The organism is Paenibacillus jepli, assembly GCF_047238105.1.
Classification (GTDB): domain Bacteria; phylum Bacillota; class Bacilli; order Paenibacillales; family Paenibacillaceae; genus Paenibacillus_D.
This window is the reverse complement of sequence record NZ_JBDFMD010000001.1, coordinates 1577103-1595630: the sequence shown is the minus strand read 5'-3', so window position 1 is coordinate 1595630 and position 18528 is coordinate 1577103. Positions and strand designations below refer to the sequence as shown.

Annotated in this window: 17 protein-coding genes; 12 read left to right on the top strand and 5 right to left on the bottom strand. The window is 56.0% G+C overall.

Annotated elements, in window-relative coordinates:
• Nucleotides 1-22: 22 nt before the first annotated feature.
• From ABC336_RS07165 to ABC336_RS07155, 3 genes are read right to left on the bottom strand one after another with little or no spacing between them, the layout of a single operon-like run.
• Complete coding sequence (locus tag ABC336_RS07165; protein WP_413238028.1) at nt 23-1657, bottom strand: extracellular solute-binding protein; 1635 nt, start codon at nt 1655-1657, stop codon at nt 23-25.
• Nucleotides 1658-1700: 43 nt separating this feature from the next.
• Nucleotides 1701-2573: a carbohydrate ABC transporter permease gene (locus tag ABC336_RS07160; RefSeq protein ID WP_413238027.1), complete on the bottom strand. Its 873-nt coding sequence runs from the start codon at nt 2571-2573 to the stop codon at nt 1701-1703.
• A gap of 15 nt (nt 2574-2588) precedes the next feature.
• Nucleotides 2589-3545, bottom strand: a complete 957-nt coding sequence (locus tag ABC336_RS07155) for an ABC transporter permease (RefSeq protein WP_413238026.1) — start codon at nt 3543-3545, stop codon at nt 2589-2591.
• Nucleotides 3546-3822: 277 nt separating this feature from the next.
• On the opposite strand from ABC336_RS07155, the gene ABC336_RS07150 reads away from it, so the two are divergent.
• Together ABC336_RS07150 and ABC336_RS07145 are read left to right on the top strand one after the other, a co-directional pair.
• Nucleotides 3823-4545, top strand: a complete 723-nt coding sequence (locus tag ABC336_RS07150) for a TetR/AcrR family transcriptional regulator (protein ID WP_413238025.1) — start codon at nt 3823-3825, stop codon at nt 4543-4545.
• A 48-nt stretch (nt 4546-4593) separates the two neighbouring features.
• Nucleotides 4594-5574 (top strand): alpha/beta hydrolase, encoded by a 981-nt coding sequence (locus ABC336_RS07145; protein WP_413238024.1) that lies wholly within the window; start codon nt 4594-4596, stop codon nt 5572-5574.
• A 279-nt stretch (nt 5575-5853) separates the two neighbouring features.
• Here ABC336_RS07145 and ABC336_RS07140 read toward each other — a convergent pair whose 3' ends face one another.
• Nucleotides 5854-6354, bottom strand: a complete 501-nt coding sequence (locus tag ABC336_RS07140; protein WP_413238023.1) for a GTP cyclohydrolase II — start codon at nt 6352-6354, stop codon at nt 5854-5856.
• A 2-nt stretch (nt 6355-6356) separates the two neighbouring features.
• Between ABC336_RS07140 and ABC336_RS07135 the strand changes: the two genes are divergently transcribed.
• The 7 genes from ABC336_RS07135 (at nt 6357) to ABC336_RS07105 (ending at nt 14991) form a co-directional block, all read left to right on the top strand.
• Entirely contained in the window at nt 6357-6623 is a 267-nt protein-coding gene (locus ABC336_RS07135) for a winged helix-turn-helix transcriptional regulator (protein WP_413238022.1), read from the top strand.
• 406 nt (nt 6624-7029) lie between these two features.
• Complete coding sequence (locus ABC336_RS07130) at nt 7030-8055, top strand: ABC transporter substrate-binding protein (RefSeq protein WP_413238021.1); 1026 nt, start codon at nt 7030-7032, stop codon at nt 8053-8055.
• 2 nt (nt 8056-8057) lie between these two features.
• Nucleotides 8058-8855, top strand: a complete 798-nt coding sequence (locus tag ABC336_RS07125; protein ID WP_413238020.1) for an ABC transporter permease — start codon at nt 8058-8060, stop codon at nt 8853-8855.
• An 83-nt stretch (nt 8856-8938) separates the two neighbouring features.
• Complete coding sequence (locus ABC336_RS07120) at nt 8939-9667, top strand: urea amidolyase associated protein UAAP1 (RefSeq protein ID WP_413238019.1); 729 nt, start codon at nt 8939-8941, stop codon at nt 9665-9667.
• Between the two features lie 18 nt (nt 9668-9685).
• Complete coding sequence (locus ABC336_RS07115) at nt 9686-10339, top strand: urea amidolyase associated protein UAAP2 (protein WP_413238018.1); 654 nt, start codon at nt 9686-9688, stop codon at nt 10337-10339.
• 14 nt (nt 10340-10353) lie between these two features.
• A complete protein-coding gene (uca, locus tag ABC336_RS07110) occupies nt 10354-14079 on the top strand; it encodes an urea carboxylase (RefSeq protein WP_413238017.1) in 3726 nt (1241 codons plus the stop codon).
• Nucleotides 14080-14139: 60 nt separating this feature from the next.
• Nucleotides 14140-14991 carry an ABC transporter ATP-binding protein gene (locus tag ABC336_RS07105; protein WP_413238016.1) on the top strand — a complete coding sequence of 284 codons (852 nt, stop codon included), beginning with the start codon at nt 14140-14142 and terminating at the stop codon, nt 14989-14991.
• 118 nt (nt 14992-15109) lie between these two features.
• Here the strand turns inward: ABC336_RS07105 and ABC336_RS07100 are convergent, their stop codons facing one another.
• The gene (locus ABC336_RS07100) at nt 15110-16021 is read right to left on the bottom strand and encodes a LysR family transcriptional regulator (protein ID WP_413238015.1); all 912 of its coding nucleotides are present in this window, start codon (nt 16019-16021) and stop codon (nt 15110-15112) included.
• Between the two features lie 189 nt (nt 16022-16210).
• Here ABC336_RS07100 and ABC336_RS07095 point away from each other — a divergent pair, with 189 nt between their 5' ends.
• From ABC336_RS07095 to ABC336_RS07085, 3 genes are all read left to right on the top strand, one after another.
• Nucleotides 16211-16672: a DinB family protein gene (locus ABC336_RS07095; RefSeq protein WP_413238014.1), complete on the top strand. Its 462-nt coding sequence runs from the start codon at nt 16211-16213 to the stop codon at nt 16670-16672.
• Between the two features lie 95 nt (nt 16673-16767).
• Nucleotides 16768-17358: a TetR/AcrR family transcriptional regulator gene (locus ABC336_RS07090; RefSeq protein WP_413238013.1), complete on the top strand. Its 591-nt coding sequence runs from the start codon at nt 16768-16770 to the stop codon at nt 17356-17358.
• 131 nt (nt 17359-17489) lie between these two features.
• Nucleotides 17490-18461 carry a zinc-binding dehydrogenase gene (locus ABC336_RS07085; RefSeq protein ID WP_413238012.1) on the top strand — a complete coding sequence of 324 codons (972 nt, stop codon included), beginning with the start codon at nt 17490-17492 and terminating at the stop codon, nt 18459-18461.
• Nucleotides 18462-18528 lie beyond the last annotated feature (67 nt).

Below are 18528 nucleotides of genomic sequence, written 5' to 3'. Positions count from 1 at the left end.
ATGTACAGAAGAGGCGAACGAACTACTGCAGCTGCGAACGCACCATTTCCAGCGTGTCCTCGCCCAAGAAGGCGGTCTCTTTATTTTCCTGATACCACTCATCCATGTAGGCCTCGATCTGCTTGCCGCCGCCTTTCTCCCACGCAGCCTGGGCATCGGCTATCGCTTGTTCAGCCGAATATTTCGCGCCGCCGATGATGCCTTTGACCAGAATATCGCTGACTTCCTTGCTGACATTGGTGTTGATCACGACCAGTTCGCTTGGCAGGACCGGCATATGCTCATAGTGAGCGAGCGCAGGATATTTGGCCTCCGGGTGAAGCAGGTAGCTGTCCGCTTGCTTCATCATGTCCAGTCCGGCCTTTTGGTCCGGGTCATTGACATCGAAGGCGGCCTCGGACGTCAGATGGTCATTTTGCGGCAGCGAGAAGAACATCGTATAATCGGCAGCCCAGTCGACTTCCTTCATATTCTTGTCGTGATCGGTTACTTTCAGCACGCCATCCGCATCCTTGGACCAGTGCTCGCCTTCCATCCCTTTCCTGAGCGTGAGCACCGTATCGGACTGGAGCATAAAATTGATATACTCCATCGCTGCCTGGGGATTGTTGGCTGCGGCATTGATGACGGTCGTCATTTGGATCGGGTTGGTGACATGATGGACGAATTGTCCCATGGACGAGCGCGGCTGCATCATCGGAGCAATCTCTGCATCCGGCACGCTTTTCTTGATCGTCTTGATGTCCGAGACCGTGCTTTCAAACCAATTGGTAATCGCAGGGGGCAGGTAGACGCCCATCTTGCCGTTAAGGTAATCCTGTTTGGCTTTGGCGCCGTTCTGGTCCGCCAGATAATCACGGTCGACGAGTCCTTCCTCGAACAGCCGTTTCTTGAATTTCAGCGCTTCCAGCGCATTGTCCCAGCTGCGAACGACACGGTCGTCATCCGAGATCTTCCAGCCGTTCGAGCCGAACATCGAATCCACCATGCCGCCCGAGGTATAGCTCATGTTGATGCCGTACGTGTCCTTTTTGCCGTTGCCGTCAGGGTCTTGCTCCACAAAAGCTTTCAGGACCGTATACAGCTCTTCCGTGGTCGTAGGCACCTCCAGATTCAGCTTCTCCAGCCAGTCCTTCCGGATAAAGGCCACGCTTTGCAGATGCGGCTCGTTGATCTTGCCGATCTCGTACAGTTTGCCGTCCGGCTTGGTCCCGACTTGACGCAGCTGCGGATACTGCTCCAGCAGCTTCTCGTACTCGGGCGCATACTGCAGATAATCGTCGAGCGGCAGCAGCTGCTTCTGCTTATACAGCGAATCGCGGAATCCGGTGTCATAATCGTTGACGATGTCCGGCGCGGTGCCCGAGGCGAACATGACGTTCAATTTGTTGACCGCTTCCGAGCGGAGCACCGGCACGAACTTGACCTCTACCGGAGAATGCTCGTTCATCCAGGCGGTCCAGCGGTTGTCCTCCAGCGTGCCTTCCGATGCGGGGATATTGCCCCGGTCATATACGGAAGCTGTAATCTTCGGTTTGGCGTCGCCCTGCTGCGCGCCTTCTTTGGGCTGGCTGCAGCCCGCGACGACGGTCACGGCGAGCCCGACGGTCAGGATCGACGAGCAGACTTTTTTGTAGCTATGGGTTGAATTGATCATGGTACTAACTCCCCCTCGTTATGTGTGAATGCATGCTAGGCTGTCATCCCTTGATGGAGCCGAGCATAATGCCTTTGACAAAATATTTCTGCAAGAACGGATAGACGATCAGCATCGGCACCACCATGACCATGACGCCTACCGCCTTGAGCTTCTCGGAGACCAGCTCCTGCTGCTGCACCATATCCATCGCCATCATGTTGGACATGCTCTGCATCTGCAGCATGCTCTGGACGATGACCGGCAGGTTCTGAAGCTCCGTCCGGTTGATGTAGAGGATGACGTTCATAAACATGTTCCAGTACCCGACCCCGTAGAACAGCGTCAAGGTAGCGAGCATCGGAAGCGACAGCGGCAGCACAATGCGTGCAAGCAGCCGGACCTCGCCGCAGCCGTCCATCTGGGCTGACTCGATGACTTCTCCGGGGATGTTCTCAAAATAGCTTTTCATAATCAGCATATTGTAGGTGCTGACCAGTCCGACAAACCATAGAGACCAGAACGTATTGGTCAATTGGAGATTGTTCATCACAAGATACGTTGGAATCATGCCCCCGTTGAACAGCATCGTGAACAGGGCCGCCAAGGTGATGGGCTTGCGAGCGTACAGATACCGCCGGGACAGCGGATAGGCGGTCGTCACCGTGACCAGCATGCTCAAAAATGTGCCAACCAGTGTGATGATGACGCTGTTGTTGAAGGCTCGCAATGCCGGTGTATTCTCAAAAAAATAGCTGTATGCCGTCAGGTCGAGTCCCACCGGCCAGAGCCAGACGCGTCCCAGATCGACCGCCTGCCCTTCACTTAGCGACAAGGCAATCAGATGCAGGAAGGGGAGAATGCAGGTGAGTGCGATGATTATCAGTACCGTATGAATAAATCCGCTTAATACCTTCTCCCCCATGGATTCTCTCACTCCCGATCCCTCCTTTCAGAATAATCCCTGATCGAACTTCCGCGCCAGCGCATTGGCCGACAAGACCAGGACCAGGCCGACCAGGGATTCGAACAAGCCCATTGCGGTCGTCAGGCTGAATTGGGCCTGCTGCAGGCCGACTTTGTACACGTAGGTGCTGATGACTTCCGCTTTCTCCAGCACCGTCGGGTTCTGCAGATTGTACACTTGGTCGAAGCCGACCTCCATCAAGCGGCCCATCCCGAGGATCAAGAGCAGGATGATCGTCGGCCGCAGTCCCGGCAGCGTGATGTGCCAGATCTGCCGCAGCTTGCCTGCGCCATCCAGGCCGGCGGATTCGTACAGGCTAGGGTCGATGGCGGATAGCGCGGCGAGATAGATGATGGCACCGAACCCCATTTCTTTCCACATCCCGGAGCCGACGAAGATGGCGATCCACGAGTCCGCACGGTACAGGAACGGCACCGGCTCCATCCCCCATTGCATGAGCAGCTTGTTGAGCGTGCCGCCGTCAATCGAGAACAGGGTCAGCACCAGACCGGCTACGATAACCCACGATAGAAAATGAGGAAGGTAGATGATCGTTTGAATCCACCGCTTCAACCAGCTCTTGCGCACTTCGTTGAGCGCGATGGCAATGATGATCGGTGCGGGGAATCCGAACACCAGATTGAGCACGCTGAGGTGCAGCGTGTTCCAGATGATCTGTAGTGTGGCGCTGGACTGAAACAGAATTTCGAAATACTTGAGTCCCGCCCATGGACTCGCCAAGATGCCGTCGTAAAAATTATAGTCTTTGAAAGCGATGACTAACCCGCCTAAAGGCAGGTACCGGAAGATGGCATAAAACAATAACCCCGGAATCAGCATCAGCAGCAGCGGCAGATTTTGCCGGAAGCGCTTGCTTTGGTAAAAGGCTTGCTTTGCCTGTGGCTTCCGCTCTGTGCCGGCGACGGCAGGCGAAGATGTCATGCTCTCCCCTTCTTTCTCGATCGTAGTTTGGCTGGGTTGCCAACAATGTATCATGGCGCCGGGCACGCAATCCTTAATAATCTCTAGGTTTTTCTGTAGTATTTTTGTTTGCTGCGAAGAAAAGATCAATACCAAGAAGTTGTAGTGTACTGTTTATACCAGTACAAAACCAGTATATCATCAGTTTACAAATTCGTGCAGTTAAGTATATCATCGATATACGGTTGAAATGCTAACTATTTGATTCCTCACTAATCTTAACAAGGAGGTTATCGGTTTGGTTCAAGATAGTGAAAGTTCGAATGGGACGAGGATGCGAATCATGGAGGCAACAGCTCAATTGCTGGCCGCCTCACCTACCGGGGAAATTTCAAATCGGGAGGTGTGCGAAGCCGCAGGTGTAAAGGCACCGACTCTATATCACTACTTTGGCGACAAGGATGGTTTAGTACAGGCTGTCGTTATGGATGCATTCGAACGGTATCTCGAGCAAAAACGAAAGGTTGGCCTTACGGGTGACCTTAATGCGGATTTCCGCCGAGGGTGGGACATGCACGTTGAATTCGGAGTAAGCAACCCTGCGCTGTACGACCTGATGTACGGCCGTCCGCTGATTCGAAGTATGTCTCAGGTAGCATCTGTCGCCCAGTCTGAGTTGCTGAAATTCATGCGCTTATATGAAGATGCCGGTCGCCTGCGGCTGCCTATCAGGATAGCGCTAGACGTCGTGGAATCGGTCGCGATCGGGGTAACTCTTCATCTCATTCGTACCAATAGCACCGTTTCTGATCCCTTGGTCTCCATCACTCGCGACGCCGTAATGGCAGCGTTAATCAGCCCGGATCCCGCCTACGGAAGCCATCCTGCATCGCCAGAAATCGTAGCCGCCGCTGCCCGTCTGCGAGAGGAATTACCGAGAGGCCAAGTTTCAACCCTGAGAGCATCGGAAATAGCACTACTGCATGACTGGCTCAACATACTTGCCGGAGACACAGAATGATAAGAGGAATGTGCGATCTTCATTTCCCAAAGGGAGGCAAACTGAACAATGACTCAAACTAAAACGGAACAAGGTAACTATGAAAGCGAAGGACAGGGCAAGCGTGCTTTATCAGAAGAACAGATCGAACAGATTCTGCAAACGATCGCAAGCGACTTCGGTGTATCGATGCGCTCCCCCATCCTGCACACTCCAGCCGAGTATGATCTTGACTTTGAGGAAGTAACGTTCCCTTCTCTGGACGGTGTGCCACTAGAGGGCTGGTTTATTCCGGCACCCAGCTCGAATAAGCTCATCATTGCGAATCATCCGCTGTGGTTCAGTCGCTCCGGTCTTCCATCTCACCTCGAACCGTGGAAGACGATCGGCGCCGCCGGAGGCAACGATTTTGAGGTCAATCTCGTACCGGACTACAAAATATTGCACGATGCCGGGTACAATGTCTTGACCTATGACTTCCGTAACTTTGGCCACAGCGGAGCGGCCAACGGAGGTATCATCAGCGCAGGCATTTTCGAAGCACGGGATGTCATCGGCTCGCTGAACTACGTTCGCAGCCGCGAGGATTTGCGAGATATGATCATTGGATTGTTCAGCCGTTGTATGGGCTGCAACGCTACGATGTTCGCCATGGCCAAATACCCCGAAGCCTTCCGGGAAGTTCGTTGCATGGTCGCGCCGCAGCCGCTTTCTGTCCGAGTCACGCTTGAGCAGTCCCTGGCTCATATTGGAATCGCAGACCGAATCGACGATCTGGAAGAACGCATCAGACTGCACAACAGCTTTAGGCTAGATGATATGTCTCCGGTCCAAGCGGCAAAGAGTGTCAAGATTCCGACGTTCCTCTACCAGGTTCATGACGATGTGATGACCCGGCCAAGCGACATACAGGCGATGTACGACAATATTCCGATAGAAGAGAAGAAGCTCTTTTGGATTAAGGGAACGTCACGGCGCTGGGACGGATATACCTACTTTGCGAAGGACTCTAGCCAAATGCTCGATTGGTTCAACACTTACATGAATTGATTCAAGGCGAAAATAGCTCACGGATGCAAAAACGAGTGCAGGCAGAAACTCGGACCCAGAAAGATCATACTCGCTTCTCTTCGAAACGTTTTATAATCCACCCGAAAAGGGTTGCCTGAATGACCGCACCGGCAATTGAGCCAAATGTGAAAATCATCGCGATGTCTTTTGGCGTAAATCACATTCGTTGTCCTAAGGGTAAGGATACAAAAAATAAGACCATCGGGGTGCTCACTGAGCCGACGATGGTCTTATTTCGGGTGTATAGGAAGCTAAGCATTAATGAACCTGGAGAAATTTTGCGTCTTGTTCCGGATAACGGATCTCGTGATCGCCGAAGTGACCTGAGCGCTCTACCTTTGTTTTCAGATAGCGTGCATTATATTCCGACTGATCGCCCCAGAGCGGAACCCTGCCCAGGACATTCAGACCGGCCGACCGCAAAGCCTCGAGTTTCTTAGGGTTATTGGTGATCAGACGGACAGGGATCGCATGCGCATCTTGTGCAAAATCGCCGTATACCAACACACTCGATTGCTGGCTTTCCGCCAGGTTTAAAATAGACAGACGACGAACAAAGAACTCCACATTAGCGCTGCGGTACTCGTCTATAGCAAGTTGATCTTTCACAGGCAGCCAGCAATACCACTGAAAGACGACGGTATTGCCTTCCAAATTGACTGGCAAATTGATAGGCCCTACCAGCATGAGCGAGGTTGTATCTGAACCGACAGTATGGATCTTGTCGCCAAGCAGGGATAATGCGTGAGGTTGCAACATAGTTGGCACCTTCCTTTGATTTAGAAGGGCCCCAACGCTTTGCGGCAATCGAGAATTCTCTGGCTAATCTGAGCGGCAAGGTGCTCTCGGAGAGGCTGAAGACGTTGGAGGAGGAGGGAATCGTCGAGAGGAAGGTATATCCCGAGAAGCCGGTGCGGATCGAATATTCGCTCACGGAAAAAGGCCACGAGCTGGCGCCGTTGCTTGAGAATATCGCTAAATGGGCGTCTCGCTGGATCGAACTGCCTGACGATTCCGACCCGAAATAAAACGGAGATGAAAAGCGGCTGTTTATGATGCAGTCGTTTTTAATTTTTTATTATTATGTAAATAAACCTGACATTTATATTGACAGTCAATAAGGTTAGACATATAATTCAACTAGGTGTTAGGTTATTTGACAAATGAATTAGGGTTCCCGTAGCACCACCTCTGGGAGCAAAAAAGCTGTCTAGGGTTCCGTTGATCAAAGCCGCGCAGGCATCAAGCTGCTGCTTCGCTGGGTCAAGTCTGGTCCGAGAGACTAGCGTACAGCGAAGGTTTGTAGCCGGGTTGCCGGCGGCCGGATCTGTATAACACGGAAGGATAAAAGCCAGGGAGATCATTGGATCTCTCGGGCTTTTCTTTATTTCCGGGGCAAAATGACGTGAAAAAGAGACAAAGGAGAGGGATCTGATGCGGAGAATGGGACGGCAACGGATGGTCATGGGGATGCTGGCTGCGCTGCTGCTGCTGGCGGGTTGCGGAACGACGACGGAAGGAGGCTCGGGAGCCGGCGGCAATAGCGGCAGCGGCGATCCCGTGACGATCGCACTCAGCCCGTGGCCGGGCTGGTACATGTGGTATGTGGTACAGGAGAAGGGATTCTTCGAAAAGCATGGCGTCGACGTCAAGCTGGAGTTCTTCCCGGTGTATAGCGATTCGCTGCAGGCGCTGGCGACCGGCAAGGTCGATGCCAACAGCCAGACGCTCAGCGATACGCTGGCGCCGCTGTCCAAAGGCATCAAGCTGAAGGCGGTACTGGTCAATGACAACTCGCATGGCGGCGATGCGATCGTAAGCCGTCCCGAATACGATACGATTCCCGACCTCAGAGGCAAGACAGTAGCTACAGAGCTCGGCACGGTAGACCATCTGCTGCTGCTGACGGCGCTCGATCAGCATGGCATGACGGAGAAGGATATCAACTTCGTCAATATGACGGTCAACGACGCCGGTCCGGCCTTCATCGCCGGCAACACCGATGCCTCCGTCCTGTGGGAGCCGTTCCAGACCAAAGCGGTCAATGAGGGGCAAGGCAAGGTGCTGTTTTCCTCCGCCGATGTACCGGGCCTGATCCCCGACCTGCTGGTATTCCAGGAGAAGGTCGTAGAGGAGCGTCCGGAGGATATCCAGAAGATTGTCGACGCCTGGTTTGAAGGGCTGGCTTACTTTGAGGAGAACCGGGATGAAATGATGGAGCTGCTGGCCAAGCAGGCGGAGACGACGCCGGAGGATTTTGCGCTGGGGATCGAGAGTATCCGGCTGTTCAGTATCGAAGACAATCTTGCTGCGTTCCAGCCGGGCGATTCCTACACCTCGCTCAGCTACACGGCCGAGAAGACAGCTGAATTTCTGCATGGGCTGGGAATGGTGGATGCGATGGATGATTTTGAGAGCTTCCTGGAGCCCCGGTTTGTGCAAGCGGCAGGGAGTGAGTAGCGATGGACATCCCCAAAAAAAGGCCGCAGCGGCTGCAGATCTTTAAGGAGATCAGTCCAAGGGCATTTCTGCTTACGGCAGTCGTCTCCTTTGTCCTGCTGATCGGCGTCTGGCTGCTGCTCAGCACCTCCGGCGCCGTCAATCCGATCTTCCTGCCGCCGCCGCAGGCCGTTCTTGCGGAGCTGTTCATCCAGCTTGGCAGCGCGGAGTACTGGGGGCATATCGGCATCAGCGTGTTCCGCGTCTTCAGCGGATTTGCCCTTGCTTGCGCGATCGGCATCCCGCTGGGGATCCTGGCCGGTACATTCAAGTTCAGCGAGGCGTTCATCGAGCCGCTGATGGAATTTATCCGCTATATGCCAGCCGTCGCTTTTATCCCGCTGATCATGGTGTGGGCTGGGATCGGCGAGAGCTCCAAAATCCTGCTCATCTTCATCGGCTGCTTCTTCCAACTGGTGCTGATGGTCGCCGATCTGACGCGGCGGGTGCCGCATGATCTGCTGCATGCCTCCTTCACACTGGGAGCCAGCCGCTGGCAGGCGATCGACTCGGTGCTGATCAAGGCGATCCGGCCCCAGCTGATGCATACGCTGCGGCTAATCCTGGGCTGGGCCTGGACCTATCTGGTCGTGGCGGAGCTGGTAGCCGTCAACAGCGGCCTCGGCTATACGATCATGAAGGCGCAGCGCTTCCTCAATACGGAGCAGATCTTCGTCGGGCTGATCGTCATCGGCCTGCTGGGCTTGATCACCGATCGGATCATGGCTTATCTGAACAAACGGATGTTTCCGTGGGCATAATCCCTTGCTGTCCCGGGTTAAGGCCTGGATTGCGAGATAAATAACTGATTATTCAGATTATTAATCGAAGGAGTGAATATAGAATGGATGCCATATCTTCAACGATTGCCATAACCCTGCCGCCGGGCGCCAAATGGTCGGGCATCATCGGCCGCGGCAAAGCGATGACTTTTACTGCCGAGGAGAGTGGCGCCAACCTGTCGATGCTGCTGTACAACGCGGCCGATCTCTCGGAGCGCTATAGTATGGCTGACTCGCTCAAGGCGCAGTACACGGCATTCCTGTCGCATGGGCGCGTGCTGATGTCAGATAACGGGCGCGTGCTGGCTGCCATCACAAGCGATACCCTTGGCTGGCACGATACGATCTGCGGTCATACGACGGCAGAAGAAATCGAGACTGTCTACGGCCACACGAACTACCAGCAGCATCGTAATGACCGGCTGCGGAACGGCTTCGACAACTTCATCATCGAGCTGACCAAGGCTGGACTGGGGCCGCGCGATCTGGTGCCGAATGTGAATCTGTTCTCCAAAGTAGTCAGCGATGAAGCGGGCATGCTGCAGCATCTCCCCGGGCACTGTCCGGCAGGCGCTTCCGTGACGTTGCGTGCGGAGATGGACCTGCTGCTCGTGCTCTCCAATACGCCGCATCCGCTGGATCGCTCGGCACGCTATCCCTCGGTTCCGGTCACGATGGAGGTAGCCGATGCCCCGGCGACGGGGGCAGGCGACGAGTGGGTGGAGAAGCGTGCGGAGAATCGGCGCGCTTATGAGAATACATGGTCTTATTATCGGCTGAAGAGCAGCTGAAGGGAGCGGATGAGGAAGATGAACAGCAGTTTGACATTGCGGGAGAGCAAGCGCAAGGAGCAGGATGCCATCCTGGATATGACGGTGCTGGCGGGCGATGGCTGGTCCCATGAGCTGGAGCCTGGCCAGGTGCTCCGGATCGTCGATGTCGAAGGCAATCAGGCGGCGGACACCCTCTTCTATGATGCCGAGCATCCGCAGGATCATTACAGCGCGACGAGGACAATCGCCGGGCAGGGCAGCATCTACCTGACGACAGGCTCGGTACTGCGGGCAGAGTCAGGGAAGCCGCTGCTGACGATTATCGCCGATACATGCGGACGACATGACACCTTGGGCGGCGCCTGCTCGGCAGAGAGCAATACCGTTCGTTATGCGCACGAGACGCTGCCGATGCACAACTGCCGGGACACTTTCCTGCTGGAGCTGGCCCGCCTAAGCGAGCGCTATACGAAGCGGGACTTGCCGCCGAATATTAACTTTTTCATGAATGTGCCGGTGACGCCGGCCGGCGAACTGCAATTTGCGGATGGCATCTCGGGGCCGGGCTGCTATGTGGAGCTCGAGGCACACTGCCGGACGCTGGCGCTGATCAGCAACTGTCCGCAGCTCAATAATCCTTGCAACGGCTACAATCCGACACCGATCCGCGTGCTGGTCTGGGACAACTGAGAGGGGAAGATATCATGTTCGACAAAGTATTGATCGCCAACCGGGGCGCGATCGCCGTACGGATCGAGCGCACGCTTCGCCGGATGGGCATCGCCTCGGTAGCTGTGTATACAGACGCCGACCAAGACAGCCTCCATGTCGACGGCGCCGATGAAGCGGTCCGGATCGGCGACGGCCCGGCCAAGGACAGTTACCTGAACGGTGAGCTGATCCTGCAGACAGCTGTTGCGACCGGTGCGCAAGCGATCCATCCCGGTTACGGCTTCCTCAGCGAGAATGCGGCGTTTGCCCGGGCTTGCAGCGAGCAGGGAATCGCCTTCATCGGACCGGCGCCCGAGCAGATCGAGCTGTTCGGCCTCAAGCATACGGCCCGGGCGCTGGCCGAGCGCGCCGGTGTGCCGCTGCTGCCGGGCACGGGACTGATCGCCTCGGTGGAGGAAGCGGCTCTGGAGGCGGCGCGGATCGGTTATCCCGTCATCCTCAAGAGTACGGCTGGCGGCGGCGGCATCGGCATGCGCGTCTGCGAGAGCGAGACGGCGCTGCGCGAAGCCTATGACAGCGTCAGCTATCTGGCGGAGAATAACTTCAGCAATGGCGGTTTGTTCCTGGAGAAATACATCGCCAGGGCGCGTCATGTCGAGGTGCAGATCTTCGGCAACCGGTTCGGCGAAGTCGTCGCATTAGGAGAGCGGGACTGCTCCATCCAGCGCCGCAACCAGAAGGTGCTGGAGGAGACCCCGGCTCCGGATCTGCCGGAGACCGTGCGGACGGCGATGCTGGAGAGCGCCCGCAGTCTGGCCGCCGAAGCCGGTTACCGAAGTGCGGGTACGGTGGAGTACTTGTACGATCCGGACAGCTGCGCCTTTTACTTCCTGGAAGTCAATACCCGGCTCCAGGTCGAGCATGGGGTGACAGAAGAGGTGCTCGGTCTGGATCTGGTGGAATGGATGGTGCGGGAAGCGGCCGACGAGCTGACAGAGCTGGCGGCGCTCGTCCCTGCGCCAGTCGGACACAGCATCCAGGCCCGCATCTATGCGGAGGATTGTCTGCAGCAGTTCCGGCCGAGCGCCGGCCAGCTGGATGCCGTGCGGTTCCCGGCAGATGCCCGCATCGAGACATGGGTTCGCGACGGACTGACGGTGACGACGCTCTATGATCCGATGCTGGCGAAGCTGATCGTCCGCGGCAAGACAAGGGAAGAGGCGCTGGCCAAGCTGCATGATGCCTTGGCGGCGACCCGCGTGTATGGCATCACTACGAATCTTGGCTACCTGCAGGCGCTGCTGCGGGAGCCGGACTGCCGCAGCGGCCGCGTATACACGACGATGCTGGAGCACTTCACACCTGCCGAGCCTGCGCTCGAGGTATTGGACGGCGGCGTCCAGACGACGATCCAGGATTGGCCGGGACGGACGGGCCACTGGGATGTCGGCGTGCCGCCGTGCGGTCCGATGGATCCGCTGTCCTTCCGGATCGGCAACCGGCTGCTCGGCAATGAAGAAAGGGCGGCCGGTATGGAGCTGACGCTGCGCGGCGGCGCCTACCGGTTCCGCGACCGGATGCGTTTCTGCCTAACCGGAGCGGACATGGACGCACGGCTGGATGGTCAGCCGGTGCCGCGCTATGTCCCGGTACAGGCGGAGCAGGGGCAGGAGCTGCAGCTGGGCGAGTCTGCAGCCGGGATGCGGGCGTATTTGCTGGTGGCCGGCGGCTTCGATATGCCGCAGACGCTGGGCAGCGCCGCGACGTTTACGCTGGGCGGCTTCGGCGGTCATGGCGGCCGGGCGCTCCGGACGGGGGATGTGCTGGGCGTGCTGAAGGAGCAGGCAGAGGCTGCGGATGGGGCGGCTCACGGCCCGTCCTTTGACCCGGCATTTGGCCGGGAGTGGACGCTCGGCGTCATCCCCGGTCCCCACTGCACGACGGAGTTCCTGCAGCCGGACTATCTGGCACAGCTTACCGACTACTCATGGGAAGTCCACTTCAACAGCTCGCGGACCGGTGTGCGGCTGATCGGTCCGGCGCCGTTGTGGGCCAGGGAGGATGGCGGAGAGGCGGGCCTGCATCCCTCCAACATCCATGACAATGCCTATGCCGTTGGCACGCTGGATCTGACCGGCGACATGCCGATCCTGCTCGGTCCCGACGGGCCCAGCCTGGGCGGCTTTGTCTGTCCGGTGACGACGGCGTCGGCCGAGTTGTGGAAGATCGGCCAGCTCCGTCCAGGCGACCGAGTTGGCTTCCGGCTGCTGACACTGGAGGATGCAGATCATCTGCGCCAGGCTCAGGAGCGGGGGCTGCGGTCGGTTGCAGCCACAGCGCTGCCAGCGGGAAGTGCGTTGTATGGTGCGGCCGAGACGGATCCGGCGCCAGTCGCAGAGCCCGTCATTTCGTATGTGGAGAAATCAACACGATCTCCAGTAAGCAGCGAGGTAGGCTCTGTCCGCTCGAGACGGCTCCTCCCGCCCGAGTATCCGGTGCTGGCAAGCGAGCGGGAGGGCCGCCGCTTCCCGTTGACGATCCGCTGCAGCGGCGACTGCAATCTGCTCGTCGAGTACGGCGAGCTGGAGCTCGACCTGCTCCTGCGGTTCCAGGTGCATGCGCTCATGCAGGCGATCCGCGAGAGCGGCGTGCTGCCGGTGCTCGATCTGACGCCGGGCATCCGCTCCCTGCAGGTGCATATCGACCCATCGGAGATGAGCGTCCGGGAGGCGTGCGGTCATCTGCTGGAGCTGGATGCCGGTCTGCCGCCGATCGAGTCGATGCGCGTCCCTTCGCGGGTCGTCCGGCTGCCGCTCTCCTGGGACGATCCGGCTACCCAATTGGCTATCGAGCGGTACCAATCCAATGTCCGTCCGGATGCGCCATGGTGTCCGAGCAATCTCGAATTTATCCGCCGTATCAACGGATTGTCCTCTGTGGAGGAGGTGCGGCAAGTCGTGTACGACGCCAACTACCTGGTGCTCGGACTGGGCGATGTGTATCTGGGTGCGCCGGTCGCTACTCCGACCGATCCGCGACACCGGCTGGTGACGACCAAGTACAATCCGGCGCGCACCTGGACCCCGGAGAATGCGGTCGGCATCGGCGGCGCCTACATGTGCGTCTACGGCATGGAAGGGCCGGGCGGCTATCAGTTCGTCGGCCGGACGATCCAGATGTGGAATCGGCTGCGGCAGACGAAAAGTTTTGTTGACGGCAAGCCCTGGTTGCTTCGCTTCTTCGACCAGATCCAGTTCTATCCGGTGGAGGCGGATGAGCTGCTGCAGCTGCGGGAGGACTTCCTGCGGGGACGGTTCGAGGCGGATATCGAGGAGACAACGTTTGATCTCGGTGAATATGTGGCCTTCCTGACCTCCATCGAAGAGGATGCGGGAGCGTTCCGGGAGCAGCAGCAGACGGCTTTCCGCGCCGAGCGGGACGACTGGCGGGCACAGGGACTGGCAGAGTATATCTCGGTGCATGATGTGCCGGATGCTGCAAGCGAAGAGTCGCTGCCGGAAGGCGCCGTCCCGGTACGCTGTACGATGCCGGGCAGCGTGTGGCGGGTGCTCGTACAGCCGGGCGATCGTGTGACCAAGGGCGAAGCGCTCATCATCGAAGAGAGCATGAAGATGGAATTCCGGCAGGAGGCGCCTTGTGACGGCATCGTCGGCGAGATCTACGTCAAGCCCGGAGACGAAGTGCAGGCCGGGCAGCTGATCGTCAGCCTGCTGGGCGAAGAGCTGGCGGCCGTATAAGGAGCGGCGGCTCGGCGGGACTGGCAGAACAGGAGCATTCGCGAAAGGAGCGTGGTACAGATGAGTCAAGCAGCACAGCAGACACGGCATGACGTAAGGCATGCGGAGTACACGGCAGGCCAGCGGGCAGAGGCGCGTCCGACCAAGGGGGAGTCCATCCCGGCACGTATCGAGATCGAGGGCGTACACAAACGGTATGTCTCCCGCAAGAACAGCTTCGAAGCGCTGCGTGAGATCCATCTATCCATCGGCAGCAATGAGTTCCTGACCATCCTGGGCCCATCGGGCTGCGGCAAGTCGACGCTGCTGCGGATGGTGGCGGGGCTCGATGAGCCGACGGAGGGGAGACTGCTGATCGACGGCGAGGAGATCGTGGGTCCGGGGGCGGACCGCGGGATGGTGTTCCAGGGGTACACCTTGTTCCCATGGCTGACGGTGCGGGAGAATATCGAGTATGGTCCCAAGCTGCAGGGCATCCCGACGCTGGAGCGGCGCAGCATCTCCAACCATTGGCTGTCGGTGATCCGGCTGGAGAAGTTCGCACAAGCCTATCCCAAGCAACTGTCAGGTGGCATGAAGCAGCGGGTGGCGATCGCCCGGGCCTTGGCCAACCGGCCTAAGGTGCTGCTCATGGATGAGCCCTTCGGGGCGCTGGACGCGCAGACCAAGCTGGAGATGCAGGAGATGCTGCTGGAGGTGTGGCAGCGTGAGAAGACGACGGTGCTGTTCATCACCCACGATATCGATGAGGCGATCTTCCTCTCCCAGCGCATCGTCGTCATGGGTACGGGGCCCGGACATCTGGCGGCGGAGTATGAGGTGCGTCTGCCCGAGGGGCGCTCTGCGGATGTGCGGGAGCACCCCGACTTCCTGGCGCTCAAGCGTGAGCTTTCGCAGTTATTGAAGCACTAAACTCAATATATACATGATGTATGTTGCTCCCTAATGGCAGACAGGTTACTTTCCTGCTGTCAGAAGGGGAGTTTTTTTGTGTCGAATTCAAGCTGCGAAAGTTGAGCTCTTCATCCAATTACCCCAACGAGCGACTGGTTTGATCTTTGATTAATTGAATGAAAGCCTGCAATTCCTTTATAAATAATTTCGCAGCTTGCCCCCTAAACTTGTCCGTACGATATAAGATACAGATGTCTTGACTAGGAGTAGGATTAATCAGGGTTATCGCAGCAATATTATCATCATCGATGTAATCTAGCAGCATTTTTGGAAGAATGGTCGCTCCTATTCCTTGCTTAACCAATGAGAGAAGTGACGATAAGGTCGAGGTCACAATCGGGTTGTCAATCACGATTCCTTGTTCCCGACAACAGGATTGAATAACTTTGGTCATTTGATGTTCAGAACCGAACAGGACCATCTTCAGTTGCTGAAGCTGATCGAATGGAACCACTTTGGACTTCGCAAAGGGATGATCCGGACGGACAGCCAAAGCAAATTCCTCATGAAACAGAGGGATAACAGCCATCCGTTCATCAGCCTTCGACGGAACAGTAGTTACACCAAGATCTCTAGTACCGTTAAGCACCTGTTCGTAGACATCCATGGTCTCTGTTACGCTTATCGAGAGCTTGGGATGAGTGTTATGGAGTTCAATAAGTAAAGCATCGAACAGTAATTCTCCATCTCCCGGTAAAATGCCGATATCCAATCTGCCGCTATCCAACGTTTTAAGATCCATAATCGCCTTTTTTGCATAATCAACGTGTTCAAATATGTATTGGCTTTGCTCAAGCAATATTTTACCTGCTTCGGTTAATGCTATTCGCTTTCCGATGCGATCGAAGAGAGGGAGACCGAGCTCGTTCTCCAGAAACTTAATTTGTTGACTTAGATTCGATTGCGTGGTGCAGAGGTTTTCTGCCGCCCTGGAGAAATGCATCTCTTTACAAATCGCAGCGAAGTATTCCAACTGTCGTAATTCCATTGCATGTACCTCCTCAAGGTCCTATCTCCACTGCCATTATAGCGATTGCGACCTGTTGTCATCAATTGTTAATTATCGATTACTGAAAACGATGGATTGGATCGGAATTACGTCATTGTTGCATAGAAGCAGGAAAGCTATGCTTGGAGGGTAGAGAAAACAAACGCATTCCTTGAGGAGGAGTCAATTATGGCACAATCAATTATTCATACGGGTAAAGTACTTCGCCAGATCATCATCGGTCAGCTTCAGCAAGTACCGGAGACACAAATGGATATTCAGCCAAAGGGATTTAACAACACGATTCGCTGGAATGTTGGCCATCTTGTCTATTGGATGGATAAATACACGAGATTAAACTTTGGTTCACCAATTGAAATTTCGGTACACTATGAGGAATTGTTTAACTCAGGAACAAGACCATCCGATTGGACAATAACCCCGCCGTCGAAGGAAGAACTGATCGCACAATTGTCTGCTCAGTTAGCCCGGTTCTCTGAATTGTCGCCAGAAATGCTCGATAAGAGTCTGCAATCACCTTTCGAAATGGGACCTTTTAAATTCCATACCTCCGGAGAATTATTTAACTTTGCTTTGATGCACGAAGCGATTCATCTTGGGGTCATCACGAGCCAATTAAAGCTGGTATAAGCCGAATAAAAGTTATAAACACCCTTGACAATTGAACCAAATTATTATAAGTTATGCATGTTAGTACTTACACACATCGAAAGGATGAGAATGACATGCCTGGATCCCATAAATTCGAAACCTCTGATAAATTTATCATGGCAGCAATCGATCTTATGTCGGAGAAAGGCTATAACGGAGTTACGACACTGGAAATCGCCCAGAGGGCAGGCTTCAGCGAGGTCACTTTGTTCCGTCATTTCAAGAGCAAACAAAATTTACTTGAGACAGCATTCCAGCGTTACCATTATGCTGGGGAGATGACTCAATTATTTGGAAACCGGATCAAGTGGGATCTTCATGCCGATTTGCTGATGATTGCTCATAGTTATCACGACATTATGTACCGGAATCGGAAGCTAATCATGATTGCTTCCAAGGACGGCAGTAACCTCCCTGGATTCCGTGAGCGAACACATCAACATCCGCAGCAACTTAAAGCTTTATTGGTTGACTACTTTGAGACCATGATTCAGAGAGAGAGGATGGTCGAAACGGATCCGGAGACGAAGGCGCTATCGTTCATTTATTTGAATTTTGGTGCAGCCATCGGACGTATGAATGAAGATCCCTTGCTTAGAGACATTCCGTTCGACAAATTTATCGAGGAAGAAGTGTGGCTTTTTGTTAGGGCATTATTGCCCTAATTTTTTCTGTCAAAAATGATAGTAAGTACTTACACCCTTGTCGAAGAAGTTTCAAGAGATTACACCAGCTCGTAACTTGTCTAGAGGATGAGCTGGGCGTACGCATCGGTGAACGAAAGGGAGCGAGTGGTATGCGTGTAGTCAGGGTAATTCGTTTTGGAGGTCCCGAGGTGCTGGTTCCAGGCGAGGCGCAGGATCCGGTTGCTGGGCCGGGTCAGGTCGTGGTCGATGTGTCGGTAGCGGGCATGTCTTTTGTCGAGACCCAGATCCGACGTGGTACCGACAAGTGGCATGAACGACCGCCATTGCCATACGTGCCAGGAGGTTTAGTGGCTGGGCGTGTGAGCTCGATCGGCCCGCAGGTGGATCCAACTTGGCTGGGGCAGCGTGTCGTCGCCAGTACGGGAGAGACCGGCGGTTTCGCTGAGCGAGCGGTGTCAGCGGTCGGGGAACTGTTTCGGGTTCCGGATGGCCTGGGTCTGCCGGATGCCACCGCCCTTTACAGCGACGGTAGCACGGCGCAGGGGCTTGCCGAAAACGCGAAGATTGTCTCCGGCGATTGGGTGCTGGTCGAAGCGGCGGCCGGTGGGGTGGGAAGCCTGCTGGTGCAGCTTGCCCGTGCGGCGGGTGCACGGGTCATCGGAGCTGCCCGTGGATCGTGGAAGCTTGATGTGGTCCGAGAACTAGGCGCCAATATAGTGGTCGACTACTCCGAACCGGACTGGACCAAGCAAGTGCTCGCAGCGACCGGCGGAGCGGGACTTGATGTTGCATTTGACGGTGTCGGCGGCCAAATTGGGCGGGCCGCGTTCGAAGTAATGGCCCCCGGTGGCCGTTTTTCAGTGCATGGCGCCTCCAGCGGCGAGGCTACTTTCATCGATCCTGCGGAGGCGAGCCACAGAGGCGTGGAAGTGAAAGGTATCGAGCAGCTCTTTGATTTCGGGCCGAATGTATTGCGGTGGGCTGAGCAGATGATGTCTCTGGCGGCAGCGGGACTCGTCCGGCCGCTCATAGGGCAGACCTTCCCGTTAGAGCGTGCCGCTGACGCCCACACCGCAGTTGAGAATCGCGCCGCCGTGGGGAAGACCCTACTGCTGATCTGAGAGGCCTGTAATATAAAAAAAACTGCGAAATATAAACAGCACCATGTTCTTCATAATTGAAGGGTAT